Below are 11,819 nucleotides of genomic sequence, written 5' to 3' on the forward strand. Positions count from 1 at the left end.
AGCCCTCGCACTAGTGGCGGTCAGCGGCGCGCTAGCGTCCGGAACGGCCTACGCGGCCGACTACGAAAGGCTGGTGAACGGCTCGTTCAGCGCCGGCTCGGCCGACCCGTGGTGGGCCAGCGCGGGCGTGTCGAACCGCGTCACGAACGGCGAGCTGTGCGCCACGGTCACCGGCGGCACCGTCAACCCGTGGGACTCCCTGATCGGCCAGAACGGCGTGCCGTTCGAAGCGGGCCAGTCCTACACGATGTCCTTCGACGCCTACGCCTCGGTCGCCAGGCCGGCGGCGGCGGTGGCCGGTGAGGGTGTCAGCCCGTACCGGCAGATCGCCAAGCACGACGTCGCGCTGACCACGACGAAGCAGCGCTTCAGCTTCACGTTCACCTCGGAGCTGGACTTCCCGGACGCGGGGCCCGGGCAGGTCACCTTCCACCTGGGCGCGCAGGCGGCGGACACGACGGTCTGCGTGGACAACGTCTCCCTCATCGGCGGCGTGAAGCCGCCGGGCGGCGACCCGGCCAACCCCCCGAAGAAGATCAACGTCAACCAGGTCGCCTACGTGCCCGGTCTGCCCAAGCAGGCCACGCTGACCTCGGACGCGCTGACCGCTCAGACGTGGGCGCTGAAGAACTCGGCCGGCACGACCGTGGCGACCGGCCAGACCGTGCCGAAGGGCTCCGTGGACCCCGAGTCGGGCGACTCCACGCACCTGATCGACTTCTCGTCGTTCGACACCGCGGGCGCCGGCTACACGCTGACCGTGGGCGCGGAGACGAGCTTCCCGTTCGACATCGCGACGGACGAGATCAAGAAGCTGCGGTACGACTCGCTGGCGTACTTCTACCACAACCGCAGCGGCATCCCGATCGAGGCGCAGTACGTGGGCGAGCAGTACGCGCGCCCCGCCGGCCACCTCAACGTCGCGCCGAACCAGGGTGACAACAACGTCCCCTGCCTCGCGACCGTCACCTGCGGTTACACGCTCGACGTGCGCGGTGGTTGGTACGACGCGGGCGACCACGGCAAGTACGTCGTCAACGGCGGCATCTCGGCGTGGCAGGTGCTCAACACCTACGAGCGCGCGAAGCTGATCGGCGACGCCGCCGCGCTGGGCGACGGCAAGCTGAACATCCCGGAGAAGGCCAACGGCGTCCCGGACATCCTGGACGAGGCCCGCTGGGAGGTCGAGTTCCTGCTGAAGATGCAGGCGCCCGACGGCATGGTCCACCACAAGATCCACGACCAGAACTGGACCGGGCTGCCCCTGCTGCCCCACCTGGACCCGCAGGCCCGCAGGCTGTCCGCGACCAGCACGGCCGCGACGCTGAACACCGCCGCGGTGGCGGCCCAGGCCGCCCGCATCTGGAAGACGATCGACCCGGCGTTCTCGGCGAAGGCGCTCGCGGCGGCCACCAAGGCGTACGCGGCGGCGAAGGCGAACCCGAACAAGATCGCCGACCCGAACGACGGCACCGGCGGCGGCTCCTACAGCGACGCCACGCTGACCGACGAGTTCTACTGGGCCGCGGCGGAGATGTTCACCACCACCGGTGAGTCCGCCTACCGGACCGACCTCACGTCGTCGACGCACTTCAAGGGCAAGAGCGTGACCACGCGCGGCTACGACTGGGGTTCCACCGGTCCGCTGGGCGACATCACGCTGGCGCTCGTGCCCAACGGCCTGCCGGCCGCGGACGTCTCGGCGATCAAGTCGGCGTTCACCGCGGTCGCGGACTCGCTCCTGACCCGGATGGCGGGCCAGGCGTACCCCGCGCCGTACCAGCCGACCGAGGGCTACGACTGGGGCTCCAACGGCCTGGTCGCGAACAACATCTCGGTGCTCGCGCTGGCGCACGACTTCACCGGCGCGGCCAAGTACCGCGCGGGTGTGTTCCAGGGCCTGAACTACCTGCTCGGCCGCAACCCGATGTCGTACTCGTACGTCTCGGGCTACGGCGAGCAGGCGGTCGAGAACGTGCACCACCGGCACTGGGCGAACCAGCTCGACCCGACGCTGCCGACCGCGCCCGCGGGCGCGCTCTCCGGTGGCCCGAACAGCGCGCTTCAGGACCCGATCGCCGCGCGCCTGCTCACGGGCTGCAAGGCCCAGAAGTGCTTCGTGGACCACATCGAGGCGTACTCGGTCAACGAGGTCACGGTCAACTGGAACTCCGCGCTCGCGTGGATCGCCAACTGGGCGGCCGAGAAGGTCACGACCGCCCCGCCGGTCGACACCACCGCGCCGTCGACGCCGGGCACCCCGGTGGCGTCGGACATCACCACGACGGGCGCGAAGCTGACGTGGACGGCGTCCACCGACGCGGAGAGCGGCGTCAAGGAGTACGACGTCATCTCCGTCGAGGGCGACGCGCTGCGCGTGGTCGCCACGGTCACCTCGCCGTCGGCGACGCTGACCGGGCTGCGGCCGGACACGGCGTACAGCTTCACCGTGGTGGCGAAGAACGGCGTGAACCTGCGGTCGGCCATGTCGCCGCAGGCGAGCGTGCGGACCAAGCCGGACGTGGTGGCGGGCTACTGCAAGGTGACCTGGCAGGCGTCCTCGTGGTCGACCGGCATGTCGGTCAACATCACCGTGACGAACACCAGCGCCCAGGCGTGGAACGGCTGGAAGCTCGAGTTCACCATGCCGGGCAACCAGAAGATCACGCAGGGCTGGTCGGCGACGTGGGCGCAGTCGGGTCAGGCGGCGTCCGCGACGAACCTGTCGTGGAACCGCACGCTGGCGCCCGGCGCGTCGGCGGGCATCGGCTTCAACTCCTCAGGGTCGGGTTCGACGGCCAAGCCGACCGACTTCCGGGTGAACGGGAACCCCTGCACGGCGGGGTGACCTCGTAGGACGGGCGGTCCGGCACCACGGACCGCCGCACGACCGGTGGCGGGGTTCCCACGAACCCCGCCACCGCCTTTTCCGAGAGTCCTACCTTCACCCCGCGAGAGTCCTACCTTCACCCCGCGAGAGTCCTACGCTCAGGCCGCGAGAGTCCTACGTTCAGGCACCCCGAGTTCAACGCTCGGCATACCGGCTGGTCTGCCGAATGTTGAACTCAGGGGTCGCGAACGTAGGACTCACGAAGCGTGAACGTAGGACTCTCGCGTGCTGGAGGTACGACTCACGAGTTGGTGGAGGCGTTGCGGGAGCGGCGGTTCGGGGGTGGTGGGTCGAGCACGACCTTGACCACGGCCTTCAGCCGCTCCAGCGTTCCGCGCGGCGGCGGGGTGGCGACGCGTTCGCGCAGCAGCGGCACCCCGTCGCCCTCCAACGCGTCCAGCCCCACGGCACGGCCGCTCATCGCCAGCACCAGCGACTCGGCGTCACCCCGCACCGCCGCGCCGGCGCCCGACACCCAACCGGTGTCCACGGCCTCCAGCCGCAGCCCCGCCAACCGCGAGCCCAGCGCGTACCCCGGCGACGGCTTGGCGGCCAGGTGCTGGAACGCCACCCAGAGCCGGTCCTCCGGCACGTCGCGCCCGATGCCCAGCGGCACGCGGATGTCGTAGTCGTGCAGCACGATGTCGGTCAGCACGGGGTCGTAGCCCGAGCGCGGGATGGTGGTCTTCGACGTCGACCACCGGCGCAGCCGGGCGGTGAGCTCCGCGGTCGGCAGCCGGGCGGCCTTGGCGGTCAGCTCCCGGTTGAGCCGGTCGAAGTCGGCGGCCATGGACACGATGCACCAGTAGATCTTGAGCTGCCCGAACCTGAGGTAAGTGGTCAGATGCGCGCCGACGTCGTGCACGGTCCACCCCGCGGACAGGCTGGGCGTGGCCAGTTGGCCGGGGTCCAACCCGTCGAGGAGGTCCGCCATCCGCCGCCGCTCTTCAACGAGCATGTCGTGGACCTTCATCCGTCCACGCTAGGGCGCACGATCGATCACACTGTTATTCCCGCTTGCGGACTTCAACACCGCCAAGAACCGCTCCGGCGCGTCACGCAGCACGTTGTGGCCGGCGGGCCACGCCTCGACCCGCCACCCCGGGTCGTCGCGCAGCCGTTCGTAGGTGGTGGCCAGCGGGCTGTCCGGGAAGTCGGCCATGAACAGGTACCGGCGATCGGCCACCCGGTCGACGGCGCCGCTGATCGACGCCCGCTGCACCAACGTGGCCAGCGGGTGGGGCGTCGCGCGCTCGTCGAAGATCGGCAGCGGAGCCATGGCGAACCCGTCCCCCGCCGCGCCTCCGACGTACCACTCGCGCCAGGCGCCGTGCACGATGTCGTACGCCGACTCGCCGTCACGCGGCACGAACGCGTCCACGTACACCAGCGAGGCGACCCGGTCCGGCACGCGGTCGGCGACGACGGTGATCACCATGCCGCCGTAGCTGTGCCCGACGAGCACGGCGTCACGCACGTCGTGCCGCTCGACCAGGTCCAGCACCTCGGCCACGTGGTCCTCCAGGTTCACCCGCCCGGTGCTCAACGTGACCGCGTGCACCTCGTGGCCCTCGGCACGCAGCCGTTCGGAGATCGGGTCGTAGTACCAGCCGCCGTGGCAGGCGCCGGGGATGAGCACGTAGGTCGTCATGGGCACCACGCTAGGAGCCCTTCAGGACATAAGGTGTCCGTGATGACGATGCCGGGGAGGATGCTGCGCCTGCTGTCGCTGATGCAGGGCAGGCGCGACTGGACGGGACCGGAGCTGGCCGAACGGCTCGGCGTCACGGACCGGACGGTGCGCCGCGACGTCGAACGGCTGCGCGAGCTGGGCTACCCGGTCGACGGCACGACGGGCGCCGCGGGCGGCTACCGGCTCGCGTCGGGCCGCAACCTGCCGCCGCTGCTGCTGGACGACGACGAGGCGGTGGCGGTGACCGTCGGCCTGCGCACGGCGGCGGGCGTGCACGGCATCGAGGAGTCGTCCACCAGGGCGTTGGCGAAGCTGGAGCAGGTGTTGCCGTCCCGGCTGCGGCAGCGGATCGCGGCGGTGCGGGACGCCATCGCGGTCATGGCGGTCGACGGCCCGGTGTCCGACCCGGCGGCGCTGGGCGTGCTGGCGTCGGCGTGCCGGGACCACGAGGTGGTCGCGTTCACGCACCGGGGGCGGGAGCGGCGGGTGGAGCCGCGCAGCCTGGTGACCGCGTACCGGCGCTGGTACCTGCTGGCCTACGACCCGGCGCGGGAGGACTGGCGGACGTTCCGGGTGGACCGGATGGGCGCGCCGCGCGCCACCGGCCGCCGCTTCACGCCCCGTGAGCTGCCCGAGGACCCGGCCACGCACGTGGCCCGCTCGCTGACCACCGCGCCGTACCGGCACACGTGCACGGCGGTGGTCGACGCGCCGGCGGCCGTGGTCCGGTCACGGCTGGTGGTGGCGCTGCCGGGTCGGGTCGAGCCGATCGACGAGCGGACGTGCCGGGTGCGGTTGGGCTCGGACGTGATCGAGCACGTGGCCGCGGACCTGCTGCTGCTCGGCGCGCCCTACGCGCTCGACGCCTCGCCCGAGGTCCTCGCGGCGCTGCGCTCGGTCGGCTCCGGGCTCACCGGTAGGCGTCCTGACCCACCGGGCGGATCAGGATCTCGTTGACGTCCACCGAGGGCGGCTGGCTCACCGCGTACAGCACGGCGCGGGCCACGTCCTGCGGGTCGAGCTTCGGGTCGGCCGCGCGCGACGCCGGGATGCCGCCGGTGTCGGTCAGGCCGGGCTGCACCAGCGTGACGCGGACGCCCGTGCCGACGCACTCGGCCCGGATCGCCTGCGCGAGCCCCGTCACCGCCCACTTGGTGGCCGAGTAGAGGTTCCCCGGCCGCACACCGCGCCCGGCCGCCGACCCGGTCAGCACCAGGTGTCCGGCGTGGCGCATCAAAGCGGGCATCGCCGCGCGCGCCGTGAACGCGGGGCCGCACACGTTGGTCAGCACCATGTCGCTCCACTCGGCGGGCGGCGCGCCGTCGGTCGAGGTGAACGACGTGGTCACGCTGGCGCCCGCGTTGGCGAACACCACGTCGAGGCTCCCCCACTCCTCCTCGACCCGCCCCACCAGGGCCGCGAGCTGCTCGTACACCCGCACGTCGCACGAGGCCACCCACACCCGGTCGGGTCCGCCGAGCCGGGCGGCGAGCTCCGCCAGCGCGTCGGCGTCCCGGGCCGTGAGGACCAGCCGGTACCCCGCCTCGGCGGCCAGGCGGGCGGTCGCCGCGCCGATGCCCCGGCTGGCGCCCGTCACCAGGAATACCCCTGTTCCCATGGGTCGCAGGTTACCGCTGGTCAGACGGGATTCACCGGATCGGAGCAACATAAGAGCGGCCTGTGGCGTCTTAAGGGGGGTATCCACTGATTGGGGGCACATGAACATCAACCGCAGGTTCGCGCTGGGGCTGGGCTCGGCGGCGGCGGCGAGCGCCGTCCTCGGTTCGACCGCCGGGACCGCGCAGGCCCAGACGACCGAGGCGGAGTGGGACGCGGTGATCCCGACGACGGCCGAGCAGGCGTGTCGCAAGATCTCGCTCAAGTACGCGTGGGAGACGGCGCGGGCGCGGGGCACGTGGTCGTCCTACATCGGCGTGGCCGACCCGGACGGCGTGGTCAAGCCGGCCGTCGAGGCCGAGGCCGATCGCGTGGTCGAGGCCTACAGCGTGAACAAGATCGCCGTCGCGCTGGCCGTGCTGGACAAGGTCGACCGCGGCCTGATCACGCTGGACCAGCGGGTCGAGGTCACCTCGGACATCGTCATCCGGGACACCGACGGCATCTTCCACCTGGACGGCGGCTACCCGAGCTCGGTGACCGTGGGCCACGCCCTGGCCAACCTCCTCACCGTGTCGGACAACACCGCGGTGCGCCTGTGCGGCCTGGTCGTGCCCGCGCTGGAGCTGAACGAGATCCTGCGCGCCAAGGGCTTCGTGCACACGCAGGTCGTCCCGGTGGCCAACCCGAACCGGTTCTACCTCGGCACCACCACGGCCCGCGAGACGTTCACGATGCTGCGCGGGCTGGCGGCGGGTGAGCTGCTGTCGGCGGCGTCGACGCAGCACCTGTTCGCGGTGCTGCGGTCGCTGACGTCGTTCACCGACGGGATCAGGCTCAACCTGACCTCGGCGGAGCGGCTGAACGTGGCGACGAAGGCGGGCTGGGAGGCCGACGGCCGCAACGAGGCGGGCATCGTGTTCGACGTGAACGGCAAGCCGATCATCACCTACGCGCTGTTCGCGTCCGGCCAGTACAGCGGCAACCAGGCGGTGAACGCGGACAACTACGGGGCCACCCACCCGGCCCTGCGCGCCCGCGCCGCCCTCGGCCGCACGCTGTACGACTCGGTCCTCCGCATCACCGCGAACACCCCGCGCACCTACCGCACCCCGCAGTACCGCCCCGGCAACGGCGGCTGACCACGAGAACGGCCGATCACGGCGGAGCCCGCCCCCGGTGCCGCCGGAGGCGGGCTCCGCCGTGTGGTCAGGAGTTCTTGAGCCCGGCCAGGAACTTCCGCCACTCCCCTGTCGGGAACGACAGCGTCGGCCCGGTGGGGTTCTTGGAGTCACGCGTGGCGACCCCCTCACCGACCGGCGCGACTTCGACGCAGGATTCGCCTTCCCCGCTGTAGCTGCTCTTGCGCCAGGCCATGATCACCCGAACTTCCTCCGTCCATGACTGTCGGCGATCCCGGCGATCAGCTCGACCGAGTCGTCAGGGCTCTTGGCCACCGCGACCAGGTGGTCGAAGCTGTCCCGGAAGCGCTCGATGTCGGTGTCGGACTCCAAAAATATCTCACCCGCATGGCTGTCGATGTAGACCAAGTCGGTGTCCAGTGGATCATCGAAGTCCAGGATGAGGAACTGACCCGGCATCCCGAGGTGCGCGCCCGCGCTGAACGGGACCACCTGGATCGTCGTGTTCGACACCTCGGCCGCTTCCACCAAGCGGTCGAGCTGCGCCCGCATGACGTCCCGACCCCCGACCTCGTGGTGCAGCGCAGCCTCGTCGAGGATCGCCCAGAGCTTGATCGGCCGCTCCTTGGTCAGGACCGCCTGTCGCTCCATCCTGGTGCGCACCCGGTCTTCGACCTGATCAGGGGATGCCGCATACGAAATCCCGCGGACCACCGCGCGGGTGTAGTCCTCGGTCTGGAGCAAGCCGGGGATGAACATGGCCGAGTAGTGGCGGAGGCCGTGTGCGTCACGCTCGAAGCTGATGTAGGCCGTGTACTCCTCGCGCAGGCTCTCGTGCCAGGGCTGGATCCAGCCCTCCCCCGCCGACTGCTTGTACAGCGCCTTCAAGCGGATCTGCTCGTCGGTCGGGATCCCGTACAGCTTGAGCAGCATGTCCAAGGTCCGGTACTGCGGGCGGGCACGGGCGGTTTCGATGCGGTAGAGGGTGGTGGAGTGCAGGCCGGTCCGCTCCTCCACGTCCTCGCGGCGCAGGCCGGTGCCGTCGCGGAGCCTCCTGAGCTGACCGGCCAACCTGCGCAACCTGATGGTCGGCGTGCTCCTCTTCGCGGCCACGATGTCCGTCCTCCTCGGTGCTGCACGGCGAACGCAAGGCCTCTCTCTGCGTTTTTTGCGTTCCACGTCGGAGGTCGGCAGCCTTGCGGGCAGTCACGGTATCGATGACGCAGCGTAATCACCACCGGCTGGACCGGTGGGGCGGGAGGAGCGACATGACCGAGCAGGAGTTCGCCGTGCTGGTGCAGGAAGTCGCACGGGAGGAAGCACCGCGGCTGTTCGCCATCGTGGAGGAGCACGGCGATCGGGAGAGCGTCCGGGTGGCGGGCTACGGCGTCGCCTTCGAGGACCGGGCGGAGGTCAGCGCCGTGGAAGGCGGTTTCCACCTCAGCTCCCGGAGCCCTGAGAACGCGCGCACCCTGTTCGAGATCAGCTCGCGGTCGGCCGGGACGCGTCGGGCCCACCTGCTCTGGCTCGACCGGTGACGAGCAGCGGCACCCGGCCGGACGCGGTCGGTGAGTCGGCGTCGGACGGCGTGGCGTGACACGCCGTCCGGCGCGTCAGGCGACTACTTCGACGGCACCGTGGGCAGGGTCTGCGTCGGGCTCTCGTCCGGCGGCGGGTTCCGCGGGTCCGGCGGGTTCTTCTGGTCGGCGTTCGACATGGTTGTTCCTCTCGTCCGTGCCATGAGCGGTCGCAGGGCGGTCGGGGTGGGGGATGACCAGGGCCGTGACGTCGTCACGGCTGCCGTGCGCGCGGGCCGCGGCGACCAGTTCCCCGGCGCAGCGCTGCGGGTCGTCGCCGTGGGCGAGGAGCAGCCCGCGGAACTCCTCGTGCGGCAGCTTGAGACCGTCGGAAGCGAGGACCAGCAGCCGGGCGACGGCCTCGAAGCCCTCGACGCCGTAGAGCGGGACCCGGCCCAGGTTGTGCCGCAACTTGTGATCGTGGGCGGCGGCTTCGGCGTCGGTGGCGCCTTGGCTCCGCATCTCCTCGCCGAGGGTGTGCGGGGTCGTGAAGCGGCGCAGGGTTCCGTCGTCCTTGAGGCCGTAGGCGGAGCTGTCGCCGGCGTGGGCGATGCGCCAGTACCCGCCCGACCGCACCGACGCCACGACGATCGCACCGTTGGGCTCGGGGCTGTCGTCATCATCGTGGTCGGCGTAGGGGGCCGAGGCTGCGACGACGCCGAGCACGGGCGTCGCACGAGTGGCGACGCGGGCGGCGACGGACGCGGCGACGTGGGCGAAGTCCACGACCCCGGGTGTCGAGCCGGTGCCGTCCACCACCGCCGCCGCGAACGTGCCGCGGTAGGAGTGGTGGGCGTGGGCATCGGCGTTGAGCGGGCGGTCGGGCCCTCGGGAGGTCGCCGCGCCCACCTGGACGCGGGTGGAGGACACCACCGGGATACCGGCTGACGTGGTCATGGGCGGATCCTCTCGCGGCGACGACCGCTCGGGCGTGACCGTAGAGCCGAAATCCCCACCACCGCACGGGAAACACCTGTCAGTGCCACGCGCACCACCCAGCCGGGTGATACGGGCACACGGTGCGACCGCCCGCCGTCCCGCCGGGCAGGCGGCGGCACGGCGGTCGGCGGCCCCTCGCTCAAGGGATCAGCAGCAGCTTGCCCGTCGAGGCGCGCTTCTCCAGGTCCGCGTGCGCGGTGCCGGCCTCGGCCAGCGGGTACTTGTGCCCGATGTGGACGGTCACGGCGCCGTCGCGCACCCAGGCGAACAGGTCGTCCGCCCGGCCCATCAGCTCCTCGCGGGTGGCGATGTAGTCCGGGATCATCGGCATGACCAGGCGGGGCGAGCCGGGCTTGCCCGCCCGCATGTCGATGGACGTGATGGGGCCGCTGGTCTGCCCGTAGAGGACGATGGTGCCGCGCGAGCGCAGGGCGGCGAGGTCGCCGTCGATGGTGTCGTGGCCGACGCCGTCGTAGATGACGTCCACGCCCCGGCCGCCGGTCAGCTCCCTCGCGGCGGCCGCGAAGTCGACCTCCGTGTACCGGATCACCTCGTGGGCGCCCGCCGCCCGTGCCACCTCTTCCTTCTCGGCGGTGGACACGGTGCCGATGACCCGCGCGCCCCGGAGCCGGGCCACCTGCGTGAGCAACCGCCCTAACCCGCCCGCCGCCGCGTGGACGAGAACGGTCTCGCCGGGGCTCACCGGGTAGCACGACCCGGTGAGGTAGTGGGCGCTCAGGCCCTGCAGCAGCACCGCGGCGGCCTGCTCGGCGCTCACGCCGTCGATCACCGGCACGACGCTGTCGACGGACACCACGACCTGCTCGGCGTAGGAGCCGGTCGGGCCGAAGACGAGGCTCGCGACGAGGTCGCCGACGGCGACCCCGGTGACGCCGGAGCCGACGGCCGCCACGGTCCCCGAGCACTCCAGGCCGGGGACGTACGGCAGGTCGCGCGGGAACAACCCGATCCGCTGGTCGATGTCGTGGAAGTTGACGCCGGCGGCGGCCACGTCGATGAGCACCTCGCCCGGACCGGGCGCCGGGGTCGCCCACTCGCCGAACGTCAACTGCTCGGGACCGCCTTGGTGGTGCACTACGGTTGCGCGCACTGCGTTCACCCTTTCGCTGACCACGAAGTTGGACGGGGGCAAATGTCCCCGCGTATCCGAATTCTCTTCGCAATCAGCCGTGGCGTTACCCCCCATTATTGCTGCTCACGATGGGTGTGACGGCGGTAAACAGAAAGTGACGTAGATCACTTACAACACTTCGGGCCCTTGAGCGCAACTTACGGGTTGCACGTCCGTCAGGTGCGGTGCGACCATGGCGGCACGCTCGACGCCCGTCGTGACCACCGCCCACCACCACGCGCACTCGGGAGAGCTCATGGACGGCCAGGACTTCAGCACGACCATCTCGACGAACCGGACGCCCGAGGAGGTGTTCGCCGCCGTCGTCGACACCAGGGGGTGGTGGTCGGAGCACATCGACGGCGGCACTACCGAGGTCGGCGACCGGTTCACCTACCACTACTTCGACAACCACCGCTGCACGGTCGAGCTGACCGAGGTCGTGCCGGGCGAGAAGGTCGTCTGGCGGGTGCTGGAGAACTACTTCAGCTTCACCCAGGACCGCACCGAGTGGACCGGCACGGAGCTGGTCTTCGACATCTCCCGGACGGCCGACGGCGCGCGGCTGCACTTCACCCACTTCGGCCTGGTGCCCGAGTACGAGTGCTTCGACCTCTGCTCGAAGTCGTGGGGCTTCTACGTCGGCACCAGCCTGCGCGAGCTGATCGACACCGGCAAGGGACGCCCCAACACCAGGACGGCGGGCGGCGAGCTGTACCGGGCGCCGGCGCCGATCCGGTCCGTGATCGGCACGCGCGACGCGGCGTCACGGCGCTCGTGACCCGTCGTCGGCCGCGCCGCCGACGAGCCGCGCGCTGACAATCCGTTC

12 protein-coding genes are annotated in these 11,819 nt (G+C 71.1%); 5 read left to right on the top strand and 7 right to left on the bottom strand.

Annotated features, from left to right (window positions below):
- Positions 1-73 precede the first annotated feature (73 nt).
- Positions 74-2,848 (top strand): glycoside hydrolase family 9 protein, encoded by a 2,775-nt coding sequence (locus ACQPYE_RS30995; RefSeq protein ID WP_498716478.1) that lies wholly within the window; start codon positions 74-76, stop codon positions 2,846-2,848.
- Positions 2,849-3,131: 283 nt separating this feature from the next.
- On the opposite strand, the gene ACQPYE_RS31000 is transcribed toward ACQPYE_RS30995, so the two are convergent.
- A complete protein-coding gene (locus ACQPYE_RS31000; protein ID WP_498716479.1) occupies positions 3,132-3,863 on the bottom strand; it encodes a maleylpyruvate isomerase family mycothiol-dependent enzyme in 732 nt (243 codons plus the stop codon).
- A 9-nt stretch (positions 3,864-3,872) separates the two neighbouring features.
- Entirely contained in the window at positions 3,873-4,541 is a 669-nt protein-coding gene (locus tag ACQPYE_RS31005; protein WP_498716481.1) for an alpha/beta fold hydrolase, read from the bottom strand.
- A 42-nt stretch (positions 4,542-4,583) separates the two neighbouring features.
- Here ACQPYE_RS31005 and ACQPYE_RS31010 point away from each other — a divergent pair, with 42 nt between their 5' ends.
- Positions 4,584-5,540 carry a helix-turn-helix transcriptional regulator gene (locus ACQPYE_RS31010; protein WP_498716482.1) on the top strand — a complete coding sequence of 319 codons (957 nt, stop codon included), beginning with the start codon at positions 4,584-4,586 and terminating at the stop codon, positions 5,538-5,540.
- Here the strand turns inward: ACQPYE_RS31010 and ACQPYE_RS31015 are convergent.
- Entirely contained in the window at positions 5,494-6,201 is a 708-nt protein-coding gene (locus tag ACQPYE_RS31015) for an SDR family oxidoreductase (protein WP_498716484.1), read from the bottom strand. The genes ACQPYE_RS31010 and ACQPYE_RS31015 overlap by 47 nt on opposite strands.
- A gap of 100 nt (positions 6,202-6,301) precedes the next feature.
- Between ACQPYE_RS31015 and ACQPYE_RS31020 the strand changes: the two genes are divergently transcribed.
- Positions 6,302-7,342, top strand: a complete 1,041-nt coding sequence (locus tag ACQPYE_RS31020; RefSeq protein WP_498716486.1) for a serine hydrolase — start codon at positions 6,302-6,304, stop codon at positions 7,340-7,342.
- Between the two features lie 67 nt (positions 7,343-7,409).
- Here ACQPYE_RS31020 and ACQPYE_RS31025 read toward each other — a convergent pair whose 3' ends face one another.
- The gene (locus tag ACQPYE_RS31025) at positions 7,410-7,577 is read right to left on the bottom strand and encodes a DUF397 domain-containing protein (RefSeq protein ID WP_498723019.1); all 168 of its coding nucleotides are present in this window, start codon (positions 7,575-7,577) and stop codon (positions 7,410-7,412) included.
- Between the two features lie 2 nt (positions 7,578-7,579).
- A complete protein-coding gene (locus tag ACQPYE_RS31030) occupies positions 7,580-8,455 on the bottom strand; it encodes a helix-turn-helix domain-containing protein (RefSeq protein ID WP_498716487.1) in 876 nt (291 codons plus the stop codon).
- Between the two features lie 155 nt (positions 8,456-8,610).
- On the opposite strand from ACQPYE_RS31030, the gene ACQPYE_RS31035 reads away from it, so the two are divergent.
- Complete coding sequence (locus ACQPYE_RS31035) at positions 8,611-8,880, top strand: hypothetical protein (protein WP_498716489.1); 270 nt, start codon at positions 8,611-8,613, stop codon at positions 8,878-8,880.
- A gap of 75 nt (positions 8,881-8,955) precedes the next feature.
- Here the strand turns inward: ACQPYE_RS31035 and ACQPYE_RS31040 are convergent, their stop codons facing one another.
- Both ACQPYE_RS31040 and ACQPYE_RS31045 read right to left on the bottom strand, forming a co-directional pair.
- Complete coding sequence (locus ACQPYE_RS31040; RefSeq protein ID WP_498716490.1) at positions 8,956-9,816, bottom strand: PP2C family protein-serine/threonine phosphatase; 861 nt, start codon at positions 9,814-9,816, stop codon at positions 8,956-8,958.
- Between the two features lie 181 nt (positions 9,817-9,997).
- Positions 9,998-10,969 carry a quinone oxidoreductase family protein gene (locus ACQPYE_RS31045; protein WP_498716491.1) on the bottom strand — a complete coding sequence of 324 codons (972 nt, stop codon included), beginning with the start codon at positions 10,967-10,969 and terminating at the stop codon, positions 9,998-10,000.
- Positions 10,970-11,183: 214 nt separating this feature from the next.
- Between ACQPYE_RS31045 and ACQPYE_RS31050 the strand changes: the two genes are divergently transcribed.
- Positions 11,184-11,771 carry an SRPBCC family protein gene (locus ACQPYE_RS31050; protein ID WP_498716492.1) on the top strand — a complete coding sequence of 196 codons (588 nt, stop codon included), beginning with the start codon at positions 11,184-11,186 and terminating at the stop codon, positions 11,769-11,771.
- Positions 11,772-11,819 lie beyond the last annotated feature (48 nt).

The organism is Actinosynnema sp. CA-299493 (assembly GCF_050946825.1).
Classification (GTDB): Bacteria; Actinomycetota; Actinomycetes; order Mycobacteriales; family Pseudonocardiaceae; genus Actinosynnema.